The organism is Hyphomicrobium sp. (genome assembly GCF_019744875.1).
Classification (GTDB): domain Bacteria; phylum Pseudomonadota; class Alphaproteobacteria; order Rhizobiales; family Hyphomicrobiaceae; genus Hyphomicrobium_C.
The window spans coordinates 336,994-359,137 of the sequence record NZ_JAIETU010000003.1 but is presented as its reverse complement, the minus strand read 5'-3'; the positions used below and the strand labels follow the sequence as shown (position 1 = coordinate 359,137).

General features: G+C 65.4%; 22 protein-coding genes and 1 riboswitch. Of the genes, 18 read left to right on the top strand and 4 right to left on the bottom strand.

Annotated features, from left to right (window positions below; all coding sequences use genetic code 11):
- The first annotated feature begins 64 nt into the window (after positions 1-64).
- From K2Y42_RS08565 to K2Y42_RS08555, 3 genes are all read left to right on the top strand, one after another.
- Positions 65-403 (top strand): hypothetical protein, encoded by a 339-nt coding sequence (locus tag K2Y42_RS08565; RefSeq protein ID WP_291151056.1) that lies wholly within the window; start codon positions 65-67, stop codon positions 401-403.
- Positions 404-559: 156 nt separating this feature from the next.
- Positions 560-985 (top strand): protease inhibitor I42 family protein, encoded by a 426-nt coding sequence (locus tag K2Y42_RS08560; RefSeq protein ID WP_291151055.1) that lies wholly within the window; start codon positions 560-562, stop codon positions 983-985.
- Positions 986-1,335: 350 nt separating this feature from the next.
- Complete coding sequence (locus K2Y42_RS08555; protein WP_291151053.1) at positions 1,336-1,923, top strand: glutathione peroxidase; 588 nt, start codon at positions 1,336-1,338, stop codon at positions 1,921-1,923.
- Between the two features lie 6 nt (positions 1,924-1,929).
- Here the strand turns inward: K2Y42_RS08555 and K2Y42_RS08550 are convergent, their stop codons facing one another.
- Positions 1,930-2,475, bottom strand: a complete 546-nt coding sequence (locus tag K2Y42_RS08550; RefSeq protein WP_291151050.1) for a YkgJ family cysteine cluster protein — start codon at positions 2,473-2,475, stop codon at positions 1,930-1,932.
- 169 nt (positions 2,476-2,644) lie between these two features.
- On the opposite strand from K2Y42_RS08550, the gene K2Y42_RS08545 reads away from it, so the two are divergent.
- Both K2Y42_RS08545 and K2Y42_RS08540 read left to right on the top strand, forming a co-directional pair.
- The gene (locus K2Y42_RS08545; RefSeq protein ID WP_291151047.1) at positions 2,645-2,917 is read left to right on the top strand and encodes a DUF2277 domain-containing protein; all 273 of its coding nucleotides are present in this window, start codon (positions 2,645-2,647) and stop codon (positions 2,915-2,917) included.
- A gap of 124 nt (positions 2,918-3,041) precedes the next feature.
- A complete protein-coding gene (locus tag K2Y42_RS08540; RefSeq protein ID WP_291151045.1) occupies positions 3,042-3,533 on the top strand; it encodes a hypothetical protein in 492 nt (163 codons plus the stop codon).
- 70 nt (positions 3,534-3,603) lie between these two features.
- Here the strand turns inward: K2Y42_RS08540 and K2Y42_RS08535 are convergent, their stop codons facing one another.
- A complete protein-coding gene (locus K2Y42_RS08535; protein WP_291151042.1) occupies positions 3,604-4,776 on the bottom strand; it encodes a DUF2865 domain-containing protein in 1,173 nt (390 codons plus the stop codon).
- A gap of 442 nt (positions 4,777-5,218) precedes the next feature.
- Here K2Y42_RS08535 and cysS point away from each other — a divergent pair, with 442 nt between their 5' ends.
- The 12 genes from cysS (at position 5,219) to thiC (ending at position 19,751) form a co-directional block, all read left to right on the top strand.
- Positions 5,219-6,640 (top strand): cysteine--tRNA ligase, encoded by a 1,422-nt coding sequence (cysS, locus tag K2Y42_RS08530; RefSeq protein ID WP_291151039.1) that lies wholly within the window; start codon positions 5,219-5,221, stop codon positions 6,638-6,640.
- Complete coding sequence (locus K2Y42_RS08525; protein WP_291151036.1) at positions 6,637-7,128, top strand: GNAT family N-acetyltransferase; 492 nt, start codon at positions 6,637-6,639, stop codon at positions 7,126-7,128. Before cysS ends, K2Y42_RS08525 begins: the two co-directional genes overlap by 4 nt.
- A gap of 30 nt (positions 7,129-7,158) precedes the next feature.
- A complete protein-coding gene (cimA, locus tag K2Y42_RS08520) occupies positions 7,159-8,769 on the top strand; it encodes a citramalate synthase (protein ID WP_291151033.1) in 1,611 nt (536 codons plus the stop codon).
- A 36-nt stretch (positions 8,770-8,805) separates the two neighbouring features.
- Positions 8,806-9,684 carry a pentapeptide repeat-containing protein gene (locus K2Y42_RS08515; RefSeq protein WP_291151030.1) on the top strand — a complete coding sequence of 293 codons (879 nt, stop codon included), beginning with the start codon at positions 8,806-8,808 and terminating at the stop codon, positions 9,682-9,684.
- A gap of 36 nt (positions 9,685-9,720) precedes the next feature.
- On the top strand, positions 9,721-10,578 hold the full coding sequence (locus tag K2Y42_RS08510; protein ID WP_291151027.1) for a pentapeptide repeat-containing protein: 858 nt from the start codon (positions 9,721-9,723) through the stop codon (positions 10,576-10,578).
- 123 nt (positions 10,579-10,701) lie between these two features.
- Positions 10,702-11,919: an aminotransferase class I/II-fold pyridoxal phosphate-dependent enzyme gene (locus K2Y42_RS08505; RefSeq protein ID WP_291151024.1), complete on the top strand. Its 1,218-nt coding sequence runs from the start codon at positions 10,702-10,704 to the stop codon at positions 11,917-11,919.
- A 15-nt stretch (positions 11,920-11,934) separates the two neighbouring features.
- On the top strand, positions 11,935-14,643 hold the full coding sequence (locus K2Y42_RS08500; RefSeq protein ID WP_291151021.1) for a DNA translocase FtsK 4TM domain-containing protein: 2,709 nt from the start codon (positions 11,935-11,937) through the stop codon (positions 14,641-14,643).
- Positions 14,644-14,842: 199 nt separating this feature from the next.
- Positions 14,843-15,688 (top strand): outer membrane lipoprotein carrier protein LolA, encoded by an 846-nt coding sequence (locus K2Y42_RS08495; protein WP_291151018.1) that lies wholly within the window; start codon positions 14,843-14,845, stop codon positions 15,686-15,688.
- 528 nt (positions 15,689-16,216) lie between these two features.
- Complete coding sequence (locus K2Y42_RS08490) at positions 16,217-16,549, top strand: hypothetical protein (protein ID WP_291151016.1); 333 nt, start codon at positions 16,217-16,219, stop codon at positions 16,547-16,549.
- Positions 16,550-16,812: 263 nt separating this feature from the next.
- Positions 16,813-17,058, top strand: coding sequence for a hypothetical protein (locus K2Y42_RS08485; protein WP_291151014.1), 246 nt, complete (start codon positions 16,813-16,815; stop codon positions 17,056-17,058).
- Positions 17,059-17,177: 119 nt separating this feature from the next.
- Positions 17,178-17,288: riboswitch (TPP riboswitch) on the top strand.
- Entirely contained in the window at positions 17,281-17,670 is a 390-nt protein-coding gene (locus tag K2Y42_RS08480) for a hypothetical protein (RefSeq protein WP_291151012.1), read from the top strand. (Overlaps the previous riboswitch by 8 nt.)
- Positions 17,671-17,762: 92 nt before the next feature.
- Positions 17,763-19,751: a phosphomethylpyrimidine synthase ThiC gene (gene thiC / locus K2Y42_RS08475; RefSeq protein WP_291151009.1), complete on the top strand. Its 1,989-nt coding sequence runs from the start codon at positions 17,763-17,765 to the stop codon at positions 19,749-19,751.
- 36 nt (positions 19,752-19,787) lie between these two features.
- Here the strand turns inward: thiC and K2Y42_RS08470 are convergent, their stop codons facing one another.
- Positions 19,788-20,078, bottom strand: a complete 291-nt coding sequence (locus K2Y42_RS08470) for a hypothetical protein (protein ID WP_291151007.1) — start codon at positions 20,076-20,078, stop codon at positions 19,788-19,790.
- Between the two features lie 234 nt (positions 20,079-20,312).
- On the opposite strand from K2Y42_RS08470, the gene K2Y42_RS08465 reads away from it, so the two are divergent.
- Positions 20,313-20,585 (top strand): hypothetical protein, encoded by a 273-nt coding sequence (locus tag K2Y42_RS08465; protein ID WP_291151005.1) that lies wholly within the window; start codon positions 20,313-20,315, stop codon positions 20,583-20,585.
- Between the two features lie 20 nt (positions 20,586-20,605).
- Here K2Y42_RS08465 and gltX read toward each other — a convergent pair whose 3' ends face one another.
- Complete coding sequence (gene gltX / locus K2Y42_RS08460; RefSeq protein ID WP_291151002.1) at positions 20,606-21,976, bottom strand: glutamate--tRNA ligase; 1,371 nt, start codon at positions 21,974-21,976, stop codon at positions 20,606-20,608.
- Positions 21,977-22,144 lie beyond the last annotated feature (168 nt).

Sequence of the window (22,144 nt, the reverse complement as noted above, 5' to 3'; positions counted from 1 at the left end):
CGGCGGCATGCGAGCAGATGACTGGGACTGCGGGGACGCGGGCCGATCGAGAGCCGGACAAGTCATGATCCACGGATTGAGAGTTTTACGAAGCGTCTGCGGGCGGGTGTTCGCAGCGGTTGCCGTCGCGGCGCTCGTCGCGGTCGCAGCCGTTTCGCCTGGTGCGGCAGGCGAGGGTGAGGTGCTTCATGTCGGCGAGACGACAACATTGCACCTCGACGGCCAGCCGTGGGTGCTCGATGGGGCGGCGAGCCGGCAGGCGCGCCTCGTGTCGGTGAAGAACCTCGGCGCGTCCGCGTCCAAGCAGCGGTTCCAGATCAAGGGCCTGAAGGCGGGGCAGGTGACGCTCGTGTTCCGCAACGGCGCGAAGACGTTCCAGGCGCACATCGACGTGCTGCAGTAAGGGACGTGCTGCAGTAAGGGACGGGTTCGTCGTCGGCGAAGCGCTGGGTGCGGCGCCTGTCTGGACCTGGCGCGGGGCTGCGTGCGATGCTCCGTTTGCTGTGGAAGTGTCTAAAGGTACTTTTGGGGCCGTTGTTTGGGCCAATCGGGGGATGGGATGATGAAAAGCCTGCTTGCTTCAGTCCGCGCGCTTGCCGCGATCGGCATCGGTTTCGCGGCCGCCGTTGCGATGACAGCGGCGAGCTTTGCGGCCAACGACGAGACGCTTCAGGTCTCAGTCGGTGCGTCGACGGCCATCGAGCTCGATGGCAATCCTTCGACCGGCTACTCGTGGGTCTACGACGCGGGCGCCAGCGCGAACGGCGAACTCGTGACGGTTGCTGATCAGGGCTATGGGGCTGCTGCGGCGGAGCCGGGCAAGCGCCCCGCGCTGGGCGCGCCGAAAAAGCAGAAGTTCGGCGTGACCGGCGTTGCGGCGGGCGAGGCCACGCTCGTGTTCAAGTATGTGAAGGCGGGCGATCAGGCTCCGGCCAAGACGGCGGAGTATGTCGTCGAGGTGGTTGGGACCGACGATCCCGAGTAAGGCCATTCCGGGCTCTTCACCGTCGTGATCGCAGACGCCAAAAAGCAAAGGGGCTGCCCGTAGGACAGCCCCCGTGAGATTTCGGCGGCGTAATCGGGCGATTGTTGCGCCCGGCCGCTTGTCGCTTGGCTTAAGCCACTACCAGAGGCAGATCCGGCCTGAAACCCAGCGACCGCGACATCGCCGTCCTCAAGATCCCACTCGACATCGGATCACCTCCTTCCAGTTGTTGAACGATGGTGTGAGCGTGCCATGCTTCGCGCGATCTGAAAAGTTACGTTTTGGATAGCTGGTGCAACCGGCTTGCCGTCTCTATGTGTACGCTGCAACCCATTGAAGTGAGAGGTTCGATGACGTTCAAAGCCGCGCTCGCTGCGCTGACCGGTCTTGCGGCTGTCGTGGGGGCGGGCCCCGCCGCGCTTGCCGACGACAAGGCAAAGACCGCCTGGGATTTCACGTTCACGTCCATCGACGGCAAGCCGATGCCGCTGTCGGACTACAAGGGGCGGGTACTGCTCGTCGTGAACACGGCGTCGTTCTGCGGGTTCACCAAGCAGTACGAGGCGCTGCAGGCACTCAATGCCAAGTATGAAGCGCAGGGCTTTACGGTGATCGGCGTGCCGTCGAACGACTTCGGCGGGCAGGAGCCGAAGGCGGCGGGCGAGATCAAGGAATTCTGCGAGGGCATGTTCGGCGTGACGTTTCCGCTGACGGACAAGAACGTCGTGACGGGCGATGGCGCGCATCCGTTCTACAAGTGGGCGCGCGAGGAACTCGGCTGGATCAACGCGCCGAAGTGGAACTTTCACAAGTATCTCGTCGGGCGCGATGGAAAGCTGGTGACGAACTTCTTCTCGGCGACGGCGCCGGATGCGGATCGTCTCGTCAAAGCCGTCGAGGCCGAGATTGCCAAGCCCAAGGTGGCGGCCGCGAACTAGCCGCGGCTAGGTGTCTCGAACTGTAATGTCGTAGGCGGGGCCTTGCGGGGTTTGCGTGAGGGTCGGGACAAGGATCTGGTCGTCGCGCACGCGGCCGAGGTCTTTCTCGCGGTCGGGCAGGATGGCGATGGCGTGGTCGCCGGTCCAGACGAGGACGAGGCCGTTCTCGCGCACCGCGTTCTTCGCCCATTGGCGGATCGTCGAAAGATAAGGCTCCTGGCGCCAGGCGCTCGCGCGCGCCGGATCGACGTGAATGACGATGCGGTTGTTGCGGCTCTCGTAGTTGACCAGAAACTTCGCCTTGGAGGGTTTCCAGCGCTCGTCGAGGTTCGGCACCTTTCGGTACCCGCAGAAGAAGATGCGGCACGGCTCGGGGCGCACTTCGTAGATCGTGCAGCCGCGTTTCTGGTCGCAGTGGGGACACCAGACGGCGCGCGGCTTTTCCAGTACGTCGATCTCCATGAGCTTGCAGCACATGGTGCAGCCGTCGCAGGATCTGCCGGGCACGAGATCGGCAGGTGGCGTCGTCGTTGCGGCGTGCGGGTCTGTCATCGTCGCCGAGGATGCCACGGCGGGCGCCGGCTGGCGATGCGGATGTTACGGGTGGGAGCTCGATGTCGGGCGAGGCCGTGGCCGTTCGTCCTTGGCTGGACACTGCACTTGCGAGCGCCCAAGTTGGGATCAGGCGCTGCAAGTCACGTGCGCGAAAGGAGGCCTTTCGATGTGCCGAAACATCAAGACGCTCTACAATTTCTCGCCGCCTGCGACCGAGGATGAAATTCGCGCCTCCGCGCTGCAGTTCGTGCGCAAGCTCTCCGGCTTCACGCATCCCTCGAAGGCGAATGAGGAAGTGTTCAATCGCGCCGTGGATCAGGTCGCGGCAGCAGCTCAGGACTTGATGGGCTCGCTCGTCACGCTCGCGCCGCCTCGGGACCGTGATGTCGAAGCGGCAAAAGCCAAGGCGCGCAACGCGGTGCGTTTCGGAGCCGGGTGACGTGGCCACGTGAGGAGCCGGGTGAGATGCAGAGAATAATCTAAGCAATTTTTCAGATTACGGATGTCTTGGCGCGGTAATGGACAGCCGATACTATTCCCGAAATTCGGATCGGGGGTGCGCCATGACGCTGGGAATACCGCTCTACGAATTCACGCTGCTGCACGTGGCGATCAGTCTGGTCGCGATCGTGTCGGGATTGCTCGTGGTGCCGCGCATGCTGCGTTCGGAAAGCCCGGGGTGGCTCACTCATCTGTTCCTCGTCACAACGGTGCTGACGAGCGTGACGGGCTTCATGTTTCCCGTGCCGGGGTTCACGCCGGCTAAGGCGTTCGGAGCGCTGTCTCTGCTGCTGCTCGCAGCCTCGCTCGCGGGACTCTATGTGTTTCGTCTCGCAGGGGCGTGGCGCTGGATCTACGCGTCGACGGCGGTCGCCGCGCTCTACCTCAACTGCTTCGTGCTGATCGTGCAGTCGTTCCAGAAGGTGCCCGGCATCGCCGAGCTTGCGCCGACGCAGACGGAGCCGCCGTTCCAGATCGCGCAAGGGCTGCTGCTGGTGCTCGCGGTCTACTTCGGATACCGCGCGGTGAAGAGCTTTCATCCGGCGCCGGTTTGACGCGCGGGCTCACGGCGCGCGACGGCTCACCGAACTAACTCGCCGAGTTTCGTTTGCGGGTTGAGTTCGCTTACTGGGTCGTTTCCCAGGGCAGCGTCTCGCCGCCGCTCGGAGGCGGCGCGGCGGGCGGCGGGGCTGCTGCCGGCGGCAATCCCTGCTGATCGGGTGGCGCTGGCGTCGCGCCCGTCGGCACCTCAGCGCTCCAGCCCTGGGCATTGCCGGCTGGAGTGTGGCTCACCTCGCCGGGGGCGGGCTGGTACTCGGTCATCTTGCACGAGCAGCCGTTGATGTATTCCTTGCGGTAGCGGAACGCCGTCTTGAGGCTCGTGTAGGGCTGGTTGGTGCGGGCGTCGACGGCCTGCTCCATGCCCGCGCCGGGGTTCTGGTGATAGAAGAGCTGGGCGGGGGCTGCGCACTTCGACTGGCAGACTTCCTCGTCGCGCTGGAAATGGTTCGGCAGCGTCGAGAAGCTGACCGGGAAGTAGTAGCCGTCGCACAGGCGCACGCAGACGGTGCGGTAGGTGGCGTAGGGGAGCGAGCCGAAGCCTGAGCCGCCGCCGCCGCGATAATCGCTGCTTTCGCCGTCTTCCCAGAAGTTCGAGACGCCGCCGCCGCTCTGGCGGCGCGCCTGCTGCTGGTAGCTCGCGCCGCAGTTGTTGCGCGCTAGCTCGCGGACGATTTCATCCTGGTAGGAGCGGCCCGGCGAGCCTTCGAGCTGGCGGACCTGGACTTCGAGATCCTCGATGCGCTGGCGCGCCGTATCCGCCTGATTGGCGAGATCGACGCAGCGGCGCGTGCGCCTCAGCGTTTTGGAGAACAGGAAGTATTCGTAGCAGTCGGCGCGATCGAGCTGCTTCTGGCTTTCGCGATAGGTCTGCTCGACCTGGCGCAGTTCGGTCTGCACCATCGGTAAGAGATTGCGGTTGTCGCTGCCGCGCTGGCCTTCCTGGACGAGCCGCTGCTCGAGCTCGAGACAGATCGGGCTGCCGCCTGCGGGACCGGCGCCAGGGGCGCCACGCGGCGGCACGGTGGCCGGGTCCTGGTACATCGGCTCGCTCGGCACGGGGGCCTGGCGGGGCTTGTTGGACGGCTCGTTGCCGCCGAACGGCCACCAGCTCTGGCCGAGCGCGGGCACGGCCACGGCTCCGCCCAGCACGAGCGCGGCGATCACGGCCGCTGCGGTCCTGCCTGCTGTCGCGCCGCCAAGCCGGCGCTTGAAGCCGCTGATGCGGAAATCTGCCATCGGCTCCATCACGGTGGGGGACGCGCCCCCGAAATTCCACGTCACTTCGATTTACTATGAGAGCCCCCGGATAGGGGGTCAATGCGGGAGAAATGCGGCGTCTCGCCCTGGCCCGCCGTTATCCTCGTTAAATCGCATCACATTAAAGCGCTGGCGGTGTTGAAGCGCAGGCCGGGGGCCACAGGTTCCGCGTCCGGTGCGTCCGCCGCTTGACGCAAACGGGGCGTGCCCGCATAACTCCGGCCATGAGAACCCGCCTGCGCCAGATCCGCCGCTCCATTTGCGGCATCATTACCATTTCGAGCTAGTCACGTCCGGCTGGCGCGCGGCCTCGTTCTTTGCCTCATCACAAGACAGAGAAACGCCACGTCCGGCCCGGGAACGGGTTCATAGTGCTTGGGTTCCACGAGGAGCCCCGCGGCGAACGATGAGGAGAGGACGCGTGGCGCTCACACTTTATAATACGCTGACGCGGCGCAAGGAGCCGTTCGAGCCCATCGATGCCGCCAATGTGCGGATGTATGTCTGCGGGCCGACGGTTTACGACTACGCGCACATCGGCAACGCGCGCCCCGTCATCGTGTTCGACATGGTGTTCCGGCTCTTGCGCCACGTCTATGGCGCGGACCACGTCACCTATGTGCGCAACATCACCGACGTCGACGACAAGATCAACGCGCGCGCCGCCAAGGATTTCCCGGATCTGCCGCTGAACGAGGCCATCCGCCGGGTCACGACCGCGACCGAGAAGCAGTTCCACGACGACATCGCCGCGCTCGGCGTGCTGCCGCCCACGGTCGAGCCGCGCGCGACGGAGCACATCGAGGGCATGACGGCGCTGTGCGATGCGCTGGTCCGGCGCGGGCACGCCTACGTGGCGGACGGGCATGTGCTGTTCGACGTGTCGTCGATGGCCGACTACGGCACGCTGTCCAATCGCTCCCTCGAGGAGATGGAGGCAGGCGCGCGCGTCGAGGTGGCGCCCTACAAGAAGGGGCCGATGGATTTCGTGCTCTGGAAGCCGTCGAAGCCGGGTGAGCCGGCGTGGACGTCGCCCTGCGGCATCGAAACTCCCGGGCGTCCCGGCTGGCACATCGAATGCTCGGCCATGTCGGAGAAGCACCTCGGGCCCGAGTTCGACATTCATGGCGGCGGCATCGATCTGGTGTTTCCCCACCACGAGAACGAGATCGCGCAATCGCGGTGCGCGCACGGCACGCCGGTGATGGCGCGGGTGTGGATGCACAACGGCTTCCTGCAGGTGGAAGGCGAGAAGATGTCGAAGTCGCTCGGCAACTTCATCACCATCAACGAACTGCTGGCGACAAAAAAGTTCGGCGCCAACCAGTGGCACGGGCGCGTGGCGCGGCTTGCCATGCTCGGCACGCATTACCGCCAGCCCATCGACTGGACGGCGGAGCGGCTGCTGCAGGCGCGCGCGACGCTGCTCGACTTCGCGGATCTGTTGGCGGGTGTCGAGGCGGCGGGGGAGCCCAACGCCGATGTGGTGGCTGCGCTTTCTGACGATCTCAACACCCCGAGTGCGCTCTCGATCATTCACGGGCTCGCCAAATCCGCCAAACGCAATCCGGAAGGCGCGGCGGAGCTTGCCGCGACGCTCGAGTTCATGGGGCTCTACGGCGGCGAAACTCGCGACGCGCTCAACGTCGGCGTCGAGGCGGCGAAAGTCGATGCCGATAAGGTGGACGCGCTGGTTGCGGCGCGACTTGCGGCCCGGCGGGCGAAGGACTTCAAGGAGAGCGACCGGCTGCGCGATGAGCTTGCCGCCATGGGCGTGGCGCTCAAGGACGCCAAGGATCCGCAGACCGGCGAGATCGTGACGAGCTGGGAGGTCGCCCGGTGACCGCGTCCTATCCGCTTCGCCCGTTCCTGCCGGCCGATACGATGGCTCTGCGCGAGCTGTTCGCGCAGAGCATCGAAGAGCTGACGGCCGAGGACTACGACGAGGACCAGCGCGCGGCCTGGGCCAGCACGGCGGTGGATGCGGAAGCGTTCGCCGAGCGGCTCGGGTCGATGGTGACGCTGGTCGTGCAGGTGGATGGCGAGTACGCCGGGTTCGCCTCTCTCAAGTCCAACAACATTTTCGATATGCTGTACGTCCATCCCTACCACGCGGGCCAAGGGGTCGGCGCGGCGCTTTCGGATGCGATTGAGCGGCTGGCCCGCGGGCGCGGCGCGAGCGAAATTACGGTCGAGGCCAGTGACACGGCCGTGCCGTTTTTCGAGGCGCGCGGCTATCAGGCCAAGCAACGGACCATGCTGCCGAGGGATGACCTCTGGCTCGCGAACACGACAATGACAAAGCAGCTCGGCGCCGCCAATGACGGCTGAGCGCACGAACAACGAACCGAAGCCGGGACGATGAGCAAGGAACGCCTCTACCTGTTCGACACCACGCTGCGCGACGGCGCGCAGACGACGGGCGTCGATTTTTCGCTCGAGGACAAGCGGCGCATCTCCGCGCTGCTCGACGACCTCGGGCTCGACTATGTCGAGGGCGGATACCCCGGCGCGAACGACACCGATACCGAGTTCTTCAAGTCGAAGCCGGCTTTCAAGACGGCGCGTTTCACCGCGTTCGGCATGATCAAGCGGGCGGGGCGGTCGGCGGCGAACGATCCTGGCCTCAATGCGCTTCTCGGCTCGGCGGCGGACAGTATCTGTCTCGTCGCTAAGTCGTGGGACTACCACGTGCGCGTGGCGCTCGGCATTTCGAACGAGGAAAACCTGGCCGGAATCGCGGAGAGCATTCGCGCCGTCGTCGCCTCGGGGCGCGAGGCGATGCTCGATTGCGAGCACTTCTTCGACGGCTACAAGGGCAATCGTGACTATGCGCTTGCCGTGGCCAAGACGGCGCTGGACGCGGGCGCGCGCTGGGTCGTGCTGTGCGATACCAACGGCGGAACGCTTCCTCACGAGGTGGAGCGCATCGTGGGCGAGGTCGTCGCGCATGTGCCGGGCGGGAACCTCGGTATCCATACGCACAACGACACCGACAACGCTGTGGCCAACACGCTGGCCGCCGTGCGCCAGGGCTGCCGGCAGATCCAGGGCACGCTGAACGGTCTCGGCGAGCGCTGCGGCAATGCCAACATGACGTCGATCATTCCGACGCTGCTGCTCAAGAAGGATTTTGCCGAGCGCTTTGAGACCGGCATCACGCCCGAGCGGCTGCGGACGCTGACGCACGCGAGCCGGGTGCTCGACGAACTGCTCAACGAAGCGCCCAACCGGCATGCGCCCTATGTGGGTGAAAGCGCGTTCGCGACCAAGGCGGGCATTCATGCGTCCGCGATCCTCAAGGATCCCGAGACCTACGAGCACGTGCCACCGGAAGCGGTCGGCAACCAGCGCCGCCTGCTGGTCTCGAAGCAGGCCGGCCGCTCGAACGTCATGGCCTCGCTGGAGACGCTCGGGATTACGGCCGACAAGGACGATCCGCGCGTCCAGGCTCTGCTCGACGAGGTGAAGGCGCGGGAATCGTCCGGGTATGCCTACGAGTCGGCCGAGGCGTCGTTCGAGCTCTTGGCGCGGCGCCATCTCGCGCGCGTGCCGCATTACTTCTCCGTCGACAGCTTCCGCGTCATGGTCGAGCGGCGTCACAACGCGTCCGGCGATCTCGTGACGGTGTCGGAAGCGACCGTGAAGGTCTACATCAACGGCGATCAGGATCCTCTGTGGTCTGTCGGTGAGGGCAACGGTCCGATCAACGCCCTCGATCGGGCGCTGCGCAAGGACCTCGGCCGGTACCAGAAGCACATCGAGAGCATCGAGCTCGTCGACTACAAGGTGCGTATCCTCACCGGGGGCACGGAGGCGGTCACGCGCGTTCTCGTGGAAACGCTGGATCATGCAACCGGCAAGCGGTGGCTCACAGTCGGCGTCTCGCCGAACATCATCGACGCAAGTTTCGAAGCGCTGATCGATTCGATCAATTATAAGCTCCTGAAGGACGGCGCTGCCGGCGAATGAACTCGCGCTGAGCTGGCGCGTTTGCGGAGGATGAGGATGCGAATTGCACTCGGGCTCGCGGCCGCCGTTCTTGCGCTCTCGCCTTCGCTTGCGTTCTGGCCTTCGCTGGTGGAGGCGGGCGAGCTGCCGAGCTACACGCAGCCGAATGCAACTGCCGACGCCGGCGACGAAACTCAGGCGGGGAAGCTTTCGGCGCGCGATGTGACGGCGCGGCTTTTCAAGGCGGCTCCGGGATCGCGCCCCGACCTCGCCAAGCTCAACCTTACGCGCCTCGATCTGGCGGAGCTCGATTTCAAGCATTCGAGACTGGATGGGTCCGACCTCTACGGCGCCGACCTGTCGCGTGCCAATCTGGCGAACTGTTCGCTCGTCGGCGCGCGGCTCGATAGGGCGACCATCACGGCCGCCGACTTCAGCGGCGCGGATCTGACGGATGCCCGCATTCTGCGGCCGACCATTTTCACGACGCTCGAAGTCGAAACCGCCGAGGCGCCGAAGTTCGTGGGCGCCAAGCTCGTGCGCATCCGCTCCGACGGTCTTCTCGACCGCGCCGATTTCAGCGGGGCGGATTTGTCGGGCGCCGTGTTCGGGGGCGGTGCGTCGCGCGAGGAGACGCTGTTTTCGCCGGCCAGCCTGACGAGCGCGAACTTCACGAAGGCGATCCTCAAGGAGACCAAGTTTCCTGGCGCGTCGCTCAAGTATGCTCGCTTCATTGATGCCGACGTGAGCGGCGCGAACTTCCGGGGCTCGAACCTGACGGGGGCGACGTTCCGCGGGGCAAATCTTGCCGGGGCGGACGTGACGGGGGCCAATCTCGACGAGACCGACCTGCGGGGTGCGCGCGGCCTCGATCAGGTGATTGGGCTCACGTCGGCCACCAACTTCCAGAGCGCCCGGCTCGATCCCATTCCCTAATCCAGGCCGCGCTCGTCGGCGATGCGGAGAACGACCATGCGAAGGGCTCTTGGTATTGCGGTCGGGCTGCTGGCGCTGTCATCTCTTGTCGCGGCGGCGGGCGGATTGCCGAGCTACACGCAGCCCAATGCGAAGGCGGACCCGGCGCAGGGCGTCACGCGCAAGCTCACGGCGCGGGACGTGACCGAGCGCCTCTTCAAGGCGACCGGTGAGACGCGGCCGGATCTCCATGGGCTCGAACTTTCGCAGCTCGATCTCGCGGAGCTCGACTTCAAGCGTGCGCTGCTCGATGGCTCCGATCTCTATGGGGCTGACATGTCGCGCGCGAACCTCAGCGGAAGCTCGCTCGTCGGCGCGCGCCTCGACCGGGCCACCATCACGGCGACCGACTTCAGCGGTGCGGACATGACGGATGCCCGCATCATCCGTCCGACCGTCTTCACGTCGCTCAGCGTCGCCACGGCGGAGGCGCCGAAGTTCGTCGGCGCCAAGCTCGTGCGTTTCCGGTCCGATGGATGGCTCGACCGGGCGGACTTCACGGATGCGGATCTCACGGGCGCGATCCTCGGCCGCTCGGCCACCCGCGAGCCCTCCGTCAATGCGCCCGCGAGCCTGTCGAGCGCCAACTTCACGCGCGCCATCCTGAGGGACGCGAAGCTCTCCGGCACGTCGCTCAAGCATGCGCGGTTCGTCGATGCGGATCTAACGGGTGCGAACCTGCGCGGGTCCGACCTGGTCAAGGCGGACTTCACGGGGGCGACAATCGCGGGGGCCGACTTCACGGGGGCGAACCTCGAGGAGGCCGACCTGCGCGGGGTGAAGGGGCTCGACCAGGCGATCGGGCTCACGACGGCTGCGAATTTCAACACGGCCCGGCGCGGCCCCATTCCGTAGAGCGAACGGTCCGGGGCGGCTCGCGCGGCGACCGGAATAGCGCTCTCCGGCGGAAGCCCGTGGACAATACGGGGTGCTGGACGCTATCTCGTGACCCGCATCCCTGTGTGGAACACGTAACCGATGTCCGACACCCTGAGCCTCGCGGCACTGGCCGACGGCACTATTCTCTCGCCGTTCACCCGGCTCCGCCACCTGCTTGACGGGGTCACACCGGGGCACGAGCGCACGATCGACCTGACGCTCGGCGAACCGCGCGAGACGATGCCCTCGTTTGTTACGGCAAAAATCGCGGAAGCTGAGGCGCTGTTCGCGAAGTATCCGCCGATCCGCGGTTCGGACGAGCTCAGGGGGGCGATCGGCGACTGGATTGGCCGGCGCTACAACCTGGCGGGCGTGGTGGATCCCGCCAGCGAGATCCTGCCGTGCAACGGTTCGCGCGAGGGGCTCTTCTATGCGGCGTTCGCGGCGGTCGGGCGCAAGGCCGGTGCCGGGCGGCCCGCTGTTTTGATGTGCAACCCGTTCTACCAGGCTTACCTCGGCGGGGCGCTCGCGTCGGGTGCGGAGCCGGTGTTCCTCGACGCCACGGAGGCCACGGGCCATCTGCCGGATCTCGATGCGCTCGAGGCGGATACGCAACTCCTGTCGCGGACGGCGGCGCTTTATCTGTGCTCGCCCGCCAATCCGCAGGGTGCGGTGGCAAGCCAAGCGTACATCGCGCGCGCGCTGGCGCTGGCGCGGGCCTACGATTTCCTGCTGTTCTTCGACGAATGCTATTCGGAGATCTACAGCGGCGCGCCGCCTGCGGGCGGGCTCGAGGTGGCGGCCAAGACGCTCGAGCGCTTCCGCAACATTGTCGTGTTCAACTCGCTCTCGAAGCGCTCGAACCTGCCCGGGCTGCGGTCCGGCTTCTGCGCGGGGGATGCGGGCTTCCTCCAGATGCTGTTCGAGGTGCGCAATCTCGTGGGGCCCCAGATGCCGGGGCCGACGCAGCATGCCTCGGCGGCGGTCTGGGCGGAGGAGCAGCACGTGACGGCCAACCGGCTGGCGTACGCTGCGAAGTACGACGTGGCGGACGCTGTGCTGGGGAGCCGGTTCGGCTACCGGCGGCCGGCCGGAGGGTTCTTTCTCTGGCTCGATACGAGCAGTATCGGGGACGGCGCTTACACGGCACTAACCTTATGGAAACGTTTCGGCGTCAAGGTGATACCAGGTTCTTACCTGGCTCAGACCGGGCGCGATGGGACTAATCCGGGCGCACACTTCGTGCGCGTGGCATTGGTGCATGACGTCCGGACGATCAGGGAAGCACTCGAACGGTTCGTTCATGTATCTGCGTAAGAGACGTTCACTGCCATGCCGTCCGCATCAGGGCTTCACCGTCAACGCCTTCTGCCGGCCGCACTCGAAGCTCACCTGATTGGTGCGTTCGGGCGCGCGAGCGGCCTATTGCTGCTCACGGTACTGGCCGCCGTCTGGGCGAGCATCGTGTCGTGGTCGGTATCGGACCCGAGCCTCACGCATGTCACGGGCGGGGCTGTGCGCAACGCCCTCGGCGCACCCGGCGCCATCGTCGCCGACCTCCTGATCCAGACTCTCGGTCTCGCCTCCGCCGTCGCGCTCTTCCCCATCATGATCTGGGGTGTCGAGCTCGTGGTGTCGCAGCAGGTCGCAAGCCTGCGTACGAAGGTGACCTATTACCCGCTCGCTCTGCTGGCGCTGGCCGGTGGTGTTTCAGCTCTGCCGATGGCCGGCTCCTGGCCGCTCGAGCATGGCTACGGCGGCATTCTCGGCGATGTGATTTTCGGCTTCTTCGCCTCGATCATGACTTTCATCAGCTCGGACACGGCGGCGATCGCGGCTGCGATCCTGCTGTTCGGCATCGGTCTGTCGTCGCTGGCGCAAGCGGCGGGATTGAAGCGCGAGCATATTCCTTTCGCTGGCCTGCGCCGCGATCGTACGATCCGTCATTCCACGCCTGAACTCAGCCGTCCGGCCGAGGCATCCTGGACGCCGCCGCGCGCGCGTTCGCAGAGCCTGATGTCGGCGCTGGGCACGCTGAGCGTCTGGGGTGCGCGCGATGTCGCGGCCGCTCCGCGCACGCTGGAGCCGATGCTACCCGGCTCGCCGGTTGCGGCCGAATACGCGCGCAGCTACTCGGCCGGAGACTATGGCGCGCCGCCGCAGCACGCCGAAGATCGCGCGGATTTTTCCGATGCCGCGCCGGACGACTTCGGCATGGACGACGCCGAGCCCGATACGACGCTCGATTATTCCAGCCGTGCGATGGCCGAACGCTTTGCGCCTGCGGGCGCGCGTCCCGCGCCGGTCGCCCCGCCCATGGACAATCAGGATCTGCCGCGCTTCATGCGCAATGCGGGTGGCGCGCGCGACGTGCCGCGCGAAGCCGCGCCCGCGCCGTCGCCTGTTCCCTCGGCGCCGGTTGCCCAGGCCTCGCAAGCCTCGATGCAGCCGGTTCGCCAGCAGCAGCCTGTCCGCCGCGGCGCGCCCGCCATTCTCAAGGCGATCGCGCGCAAGGTTGAGGTGACCTTCAAGCGCCCTGCCGCGAGCATGCTCAAGCGCACGCCGCCCTCGAAGTCGACGGCTGAATTCTCCCAGACGGTGCTGCGCGGGACGGCGCGGCTGCTCGAAGACGTGCTGGCGGATTTCGGCGTCAAAGGCGAAGTGCGCGACATCAAGCCGGGGCCGGTCGTCACGCTGTACGAACTGGAACCTGCCCGCGGCACGAAGGCCACGCGCATCATGGCGCTGGCCGACGACATCGCGCGCTCGATGAGCGCGACCAGCGCACGCGTGGCCGTCATTCCGGGACGCAACGTGATCGGCATCGAACTACCCAACAGCCGCCGCGACATGGTGGGCCTGCGTGAGCTGATCGAAAGCCCGACGTTTGCTTCGGCCGACGGCGTGCTGCCACTGACGCTCGGGCGCTCCATCGGCGGTGAGCCGGTGATTGCGGACCTTGCGCGCATGCCGCATCTGCTCGTGGCCGGTACGACCGGTTCGGGCAAGTCCGTCGGTGTCAATGCGATGATCCTGTCGATCCTGTTCCGCCATACGCCGGAGCAGTGCCGTTTCATCATGATCGACCCGAAGATGCTGGAGCTCAGCGTCTACAACGACATTCCCCATCTGCTGACGCCTGTTGTCACCGATCCGCAGAAGGCGGTGGCCGCGCTCAACTGGGTCGTGGGCGAGATGGAAGAGCGCTACAAGCGCATGGCGAAGCTTTCGGTGCGCAACATCGAAGCCTTCAACACACGCGTGAGCGGGGCGCAGGCGCGCGGCGAACAACTGACGCGCACGGTGCAGACCGGTTTCGATGCCGCGACCGGCAAGCCGATCTACGAGCGCGAGGATATGGATCTCGCGGCGATGGCCTATATCGTCGTCGTCGTGGACGAGTTTGCCGACCTGATGATCACCGCCGGCAAGGACATCGAGACCGCCGTGCAGCGCCTGGCGCAGAAGGCGCGCGCAGCCGGCATTCATCTCATCATGGCGACGCAGCGGCCGTCCGTGGACATCATCACGGGCACGATCAAGGCCAACTTCCCGACGCGTATCAGTTTCAAGGTGGCATCGAAGATCGACAGCCGCACGATCCTCAACGAGCAGGGCGCGGAGCAACTGCTCGGCCAGGGCGACATGCTCTACACCTCGGGCGCGGGGCAGATGCTGCGCGTGCACGGGCCGTTCGTTTCAGACGAAGAAGTGGAAGCCGTGGCGGCGTATCTCCGCACGCAGGGGGCGCCGCGCTATATCGAAAATATCGATGTGCCGCAGGACGAGCCGGATGACGCGTCCAACGGCGGCGGGGCGGGCGGCGAAGGCGGCGACAGTCTTTACGACCGTGCGGTAGCCGTGGTGCTGCGCGACCGCAAGGCGTCGACCAGCTACGTGCAGCGGCGCCTGTCGATCGGCTACAACCGGGCCGCCGACCTGATCGAGCGCATGGAGCGGGACGGTTTGATCAGCGCACCGAACCATACGGGGCGCCGCGAAATCCTGGCCGGCGAGGGGCCTGTTCGCTCGATTGCCTGATTGTCCTCACGTTTTTCGCCATCTCGCGTCCCTGGACGCGCTTGAACCGGCTGGTGCCGGGGCGGCGGAGGTGGATTGCGGGCGGGAAATCAAAATGCCGGTTGCCCGCAAGGGGCAAATCGCCAATTTGTGGTCGCATTGTCCGGTCAGACAGCTAGGGGCTCCCCGCCGGGGAGGCGGGGACGTGATGAGACGGAACATGAAGACTTTCGAACTGCTCGCCGCGGCCGGGCTGGCATTGGCGCTGACGGTCGGCGCTGCCGTGGCCCAAGACAGCGCGACTCCGCCCGCAGCGACGCCTCCGGCTGGTACGCCTCCGGCCGCAGCCGGCACAGCCGCTTCGCCTGTTCCTGCGCCGACCCCGGCTCAGCGTCCTGGCGCGCCCGCGACCGGCGCACCGGCTCCCGAGGCGAAAGCTGAAACGCCGCCGGATCCCGTAGGCCAAGGAACGGGATGGAACGCCGAGGTTGCGACGCCCGGCGGCGTGATCGTGCTCAACGATGCGCAGACCGCGCTGGTCAAGACGGTGAACGCCTATTTTAACGGCCTCGGCGACCTCAAGGGCGACTTCGTCCAGACGACGGCCGACAACAAGCCCATGCGCGGCAAGTTCATGGTGAAGCGTCCGGGACGCTTCCGCTTCGACTATTCGCGCCCGTCGCGCCAGATCATCATTTCGGACGGCGAGTATCTCGCTATCCAGGATCTCGACCTCAACAACGAGGATCGCGTGTCCCTCGATCAGACGCCGTTCCGGCTGCTGCTGCGCAAGGACGTCGACCTGATCCGCGACGCGCAGATCGTGGAACTTCAAGAGTCGGACGATCTGATCGTGCTCGCGCTGCGCGACAAGAGCCCGGACGCGCCGGGCAAGATCAAGCTGTTCCTCTCGACCAAGCCGCAGGTTGAGCTGAAGGAATGGGTGACGACGGATGCGCAGGGCCTGGATACGCGCGTCGAGCTGTCTTCGCTCACGAAGTCCGAGACGCTGGACGCCAAGCTGTTCAAGATCGAGGCCGTCAGCCTCAACAACTTCCACCCGTAGCGCCCCGGAATTCTGGACGCCCGGAAATCTGCGACATCTTGGCGCTCCCTTGCCGGGAAACGGGACCTCAGACGGGAAAAGCGCGGAATTCTGGCGCCCATCCTCGGCCGAATCGGGGTGAAGCTGTGGAAAACGGGCAAAAGTCAATCACGATTTCGTGATAATGCCCGTTGACCCCTATTGAAAGCTGGCGTGTTGCGCTTATGTCATCATCAGTCAGACGATGCCATATATATCGGTAGCTCCCCCCGTCTCACCGAGGCCATCGTCTGGAGCGCCGGCTTCCCTCCCGGCGCTGCGCGCGAGAGCGCTAATGCGCCCAGCCCCGCCCCCCGGGGTTGGGCGCTTCTCGTTTCAGGGGTACTTTTCCAATAATCAAGACCGTTCATCCGTGGGCTGCGTGTGCATCTCCCGGAGATGAACGCCACCTGAGCGGCGCATTCAGTACCGGTTCAAAGCGCGAGCGCTATCCATTTCGCCATCGGGCCCGGCCATCGCCGAAGCGCCCCTCGAAATGGAGAACGCATCATGAAGCGCATCGCAGCTATCGCATTGATCCTCTCGGCCGCCGCTCCGTCGCTGGCCTCCGCAGCCTCGTTCGACAACCGTCAGGCCATTCAGGGCGAGCGCATCGAGCGCGGCCGCAACAACGGCTCGATCACCTGGACGGAAGGCATCAAGCTTCGCGCTGAGCAGAACCGCATCGCGCGCACGAAGACGCAGATGGAGGCCAAGGGCTATCTGACCAAGAGCGATCGCAACACGCTTTCGGAGATGCAGCAGCAGGCTTCCCAGAACATTCGCTCTGAAAGCCGCGACGGCTGGCACCGCCTGTTCAATCTGCCGCGCGTCGGCAAGTAAGCGCGTCACGCGCCCGACTATCGGCTTTCACGATCGCGGACCAGCATTGCTGGTCCGCTTTTTTTATGGGGCGCGGGTGTTTGCACGAGGTGGCTGGAGGCTCAACGCCCGCGCAGTGGAGTGATCGTGCGAATTGGCCCGCGAACATGAACCGCAAATGAAGCAGGCATTCAGAGGCGGTTCAATGCGACCCAGGCAATGTGGTCTCAAGGCTCGGGGGACCGACACATCGTCGGCCGGGCCCTTAGCAAGGGAGACCAAACATGAAGACTTCTCTTTTCGCCACCATCGCCATCGCCGTTGCGGCGTCTGTGGTTTCGCTTTCGCCGGCACTGGCCGATCGCGGCCATCGCGGTCATGACCACAAGTTCGAGCGCAAGTACGATCGCGGTTACGGCTATTCCAAGCACAATCACTATCGCAAGCATCGTCACTTCGGCGCCCACAAGTACTGGGGCAAGCGCCGCTGGTACGGCTACGGCTACAACCCCTACAGCCGCTGGAACTAATCACGACCCCACTGCCTCCGCCCTTCCCGACTTGGCCGCCCGCTCCCCCGGGCGGCCATTTGTTCGTCCGGCGCGCCCTTTCGTGGGGTTGCGTTTCCGGCCTCGCGGCGTAGTGTCGGTCTGTTTCCAAGGGGCGCCGGGCAGAACCGGCTGAGATCGCGGTGGGTCCGCGAGCACCCTTTGAACCTGATCCGGCTGATACCGGCGAAGGGATGGGATGACATGACGAATGCAGAACTGATTGCCGGCTATGCCGGTCCAGTCATGATCGCCATTGCGGCGGCCATGCTGATCAACCGCGCCGCGCTCGTCGGCGTGATCAAAGAGATGGCGGATCGACCCGCGCTCATCTTTTTGGCCGGGCTTCTCACGCTGCTCGGTGGACTGGCCATCGTTCGCGCGCACAACGTCTGGTCGGCCGAGTGGACCGTGCTCGTCACGGTCATCGGATGGCTGGCCATCATCGGCGGCATCGTGCGGATCGTCTGGCCTGATCGCGTCGCCAGCATGGCCAATCGGATGCTCAGCAGCGAAAACGCGATCACGGCCTGGGCGCTCGTTGCGCTGCTGCTCGGCGCGTTTCTCACCGCCAAGGGCTACGCCCTCGTTTAGCGCGCGTATCGCGCGTTCGTCTGGCGCGTGGGCAAGCGTGCTGCGCGCCTCACAGCCTCAATCCATACAGATTTTCAAATTCGGAGCCTGCCATGAACAAGCCGACCCGTCCGGGCGACCTGACGCCTTTTCAAGTGACGACGGGCGCTCTGCCCGGATCGCGCAAGGTTTTCGCCTCGCCTGAGCTTGCGCCCGACCTGCGCGTGCCGCTGCGCGAGATCGTGCTTTCGGCCGAGAGCGGAGAAGCGCCGGTGCGGGTCTACGATCCCTCGGGGCCGTACACGGACGCGAACGTCGCCATCGACGTTAACAAGGGATTGTCGCGCGACCGCGAGGCGTGGGTGCGCGAGCGCGGCGGCGTGGAGAACTATGCGGGCCGCGCGGTGAAGCCCGAGGATAACGGCGGCGTCACGGGACGTCATGCGGCGCGCGAGTTTCCGGTGGTGTATGCGCCGTTGCGTGCTTCTTCTCCTCCCCCCTTGTGGGGGAGGTCGGGAGGGGGGGATGCACAAGCGTCTGCCGTTGGGCTTCCCCCCACCCCTACCCCCTCCCCACAAGGGGGAGGGGAATTGACCCAGCTCGAATACGCGCGGGCGGGGATCATCACGAAGGAGATGATCTACGTCGCGCACCGGGAGAACCTGGGGCGGACGGCGGCGCTGGCGCGCGCCAATGCGGCAATTGCCGACGGCGACAGCTTTGGGGCCGCGATCCCGGCCCACATCACGCCGGAATTCGTGCGCGACGAGATCGCGCGCGGGCGCGCCATCATTCCCGCCAACATCAATCACCCCGAACTCGAGCCGATGATCATCGGCCGCAACTTCCTCGTGAAGATCAACGCCAACATCGGCAACTCGGCCGTCACGTCGTCGGTTGAGGAGGAAGTCGAGAAGATGGTGTGGGCCATCCGCTGGGGCGCGGATACGGTCATGGACCTCTCGACGGGCCGCAACATCCACACGACGCGCGAGTGGATCATCCGCAACGCGCCCGTGCCGATCGGAACGGTGCCGATCTATCAGGCGCTCGAGAAGTGCGGCGGCGACCCGGTGAAGCTCACGTGGGAGCTTTATCGCGACACGCTCATCGAGCAATGCGAACAGGGCGTCGACTATTTCACCATCCATGCGGGCGTGCGTCTGCGCTATGTGCCGCTGACGGCCAATCGCGTCACGGGCATCGTCTCGCGCGGCGGGTCGATCATGGCCAAGTGGTGCCTGGCGCATCACAAGGAGAGCTTCCTTTACGAGCGGTTCGATGAGATCTGCGACATCATGCGGGCCTACGACGTGTCGTTCTCGCTCGGCGACGGGCTCCGGCCGGGCTCGATTGCCGACGCCAACGACCGGGCGCAGTTTGCCGAGCTTGAGACGCTGGGAGAACTTACGCAGGTGGCGTGGGCGAAGGGCTGCCAGGTGATGATCGAGGGCCCTGGCCACGTGCCGATGCACAAGATCAAGATCAACATGGAGAAGCAGCTCCGCGAATGCGGCGAGGCACCGTTCTACACGTTGGGACCGCTAACGACCGACATCGCGCCCGGCTACGATCACATCACGAGCGGCATCGGGGCGGCAATGATCGGCTGGTTCGGGACGAGCATGCTCTGCTACGTGACGCCGAAGGAGCATCTTGGATTGCCGAACCGCGACGACGTGAAGGTCGGCGTGATCACCTACAAGATCGCGGCGCATGCGGCCGATCTCGCCAAGGGGCATCCGGCGGCGCAGTTGCGCGACGATGCGCTGTCGCGGGCGCGGTTCGAGTTCCGCTGGCAGGACCAGTTCAATCTGTCGCTCGATCCCGATACGGCGCAGAGCTTCCACGATGAGACGCTGCCCAAGGAGGCGCACAAGGTGGCGCACTTCTGCTCCATGTGCGGGCCGAAGTTCTGCTCGATGGAGATCACGCGCGAGGTGCGCGACTACGCGGCGCGGCTGAACGAAGCGGCGGTGGAGATCGCGGAGGAAACGACGGTGGTGGATCCGGCCGCAGATCCAGAGGCGGGCATGCGTCAGATGAGCGAGAAGTTCAACGCGCTGGGCGGGCAGGTCTACATCGCGCAGGACAAGATCTGAGTGCCGCTCGGGAGCGAGGCTGTCGGTGAAAGTGTTTCAATTGAACAGCTTCCATGCCCCAAATATGAGCATCAGGATCCAGATATGTAGAACTCCTGTTTGCCAACTGCGATGGTTCAGCTCAGTGAGATAGGCTTCCATCTCGGGCGTGGGGGTTGCACCGTTTGGGGCGGTAAACCCGGCTTTCCACGTCGGAGTGGCGAAATACTTCCAGCCTGGCGGCGCACCGAAGCGTCGCTCAAACTCTTTGGCGACGCGTGCGTGTTGCCGAAGCGCCCAGATATTGGTCGCTATGAACCAGAGGCCGATTAGCGTTACTAATTTCATGCCTTCTTTTCACATCAGTTCGCGGCTCGGATTTTAGATCAGGCATTGCCCTAAGTCAGCCTCGCTACCCAGGGAGACGCACTTCTGCTCCATGTGCGGAACTGCGCGGTCCGGCTCAATGAACGGGAGGCGGGCCGCAATGAGATGAGCGCGAGATTTCGCGTGGCCGGGAGGTGTAAGCTCCTAAGCGCGCCGCTCAACGTACTGGGGAAGGTCGTGTTTGAAGAGCCAGAAATGGATCTACTCGAGGTGCTTTCCGGTTGCGAAAGCGCATATTGCTACTTCGAAAAGTTCGTCTTTCTTGACGATCGGCAGCGGGCACTCCGGAGCATGCAGGTCATGCGCGCTGAGGGCATGATCGAAATGACGTTTGACGGGCAGCCCGTGGAAACTTGGCGGCTTTCCGCTTGGCGCCGGGACGCCGGTAGTGCCGATACGAATGCTGATTTGCAGCGCGTTTCTCTCTACATCACGCGCAAGGGATCGTTCTTTTACTGGGGCCGATAACGACACGATGTCGCGACTTTTTACCCGCGCTTGCCCCGCAGGCGGGCTTCGGCGCGGGAGCGGCCGATGAGGGGCAGGAGGGTTTTCAGCTCGGGGCCGGCGTCGCGGCCGGTCAAGGTGAGGCGCAGCGGGTGGAACAGAGCGCGGCCCTTGGCACCGGTCTCTTTCGATACGGCCGCAGTGAGCGCGGACCACGTCGTCGCGTCCCACGGCTCGGCCGGGAGAAGGTCGGCCGCTTTCGCTGTCAGCTCCGCGTTCTCGATCACGGGATCGATGTCGCCCGCGATGACCGTCCACCAGTCGCGCGCGTCGGAGAGATAGGTGAGGTTGCCGCGGATGGCGTCCCACGCGGGCTGGCCGCCGCCAACCCCGAAGCTCGCGAGCCTCTCGGCAACCGCTTCGTAGGGCAGCTTGTGCAGCAGCTTGGCATTGAGGGCCGCCAGCTCGTGCACGTCGAAGCGGCCGGGCGCGGTCGAGATTTTGTCGAAATCGAAGAGGGCGGCGAGCTCGTCGAGATCGGCATGCGGCTCGATGGCGTCGGAGGTGCCGACGAGCGCGGCGTGGCTCAGGATCGCCATCGGCTCAAGTCCGTCGGCGCGGAAGGTCTCAATAGATAGAGTGCCGAGGCGCTTCGAAAGCGCGTGGCCGTCGGCGCGGATCAGCAGGCTGTGGTGGCCAAAGCGCGGCGGCTCCGAACCGAGTGCTTCGAAAATCGCGATCTGGACGCCCGAGTTCGTGACGTGGTCCTCGCCGCGCACGATGTGCGTGATGGCGAAGTCGATGTCGTCGACGACGCTCGTGAAGGTGTACAGGGGCGTGCCGTCCTCGCGGATCAGCACGGGATCGGACAGCGATCCGAGATCGACCGTCTGGTCGCCGCGGATCTGGTCGTTCCAGGACACGATGGTCGGGAGCGGCGTCAGGCCTTGCTCGGGGCTGGTGTTCGGCAGGCGGAAGCGCCAGTGGGGCTTGCGGCCTTCGGCGGCGAGTTTCGCCAAGTCGTCGTCCGTCAGTTTCAGGCCCGCGCGATCGTAGATCGGCGGCATGCCCCGGCCGAGCTGGCGCTTGCGCTTGCGGTCCAGCTCCTCTTCCGATTCGAAGCAGGGATAGAGCCTCCCGGCCGCTTTGAGCTGCTCGGCGACCTCGGCATAGCGCGCCATGCGGTCGGACTGGCGTTCTTCGCGCTGCCAGGCAAAGCCCAGCCAGCGCAGGTCTGTGCGGATGCCCTCCGCAAATTCATCCGTCGAGCGTTCCCGGTCGGTGTCGTCCAGGCGCAGGATGAAGTCGCCGCCCGATTTGCGGGCGAGCAGATAATTGAGAACGGCGGTCCGGATGTTGCCGATGTGGAGCCGGCCGGTGGGGCTCGGCGCGAAGCGGACGGTGGTTTTCATGGTTCCGGTGGAGTTTTGGGTGCCGGTGGGTGTTGTGGGGCGAGGCGCCGCAGGCGGGGCCGGGCCGGATGTGCAAGGTTCGGCGCCACCCTAATAGGCGTCGGGCAGAACTCAAGGCCGGAAAACCGAGGGGTGGGTGGCCAACCCGCAACGGGGCTCGCATCGGCG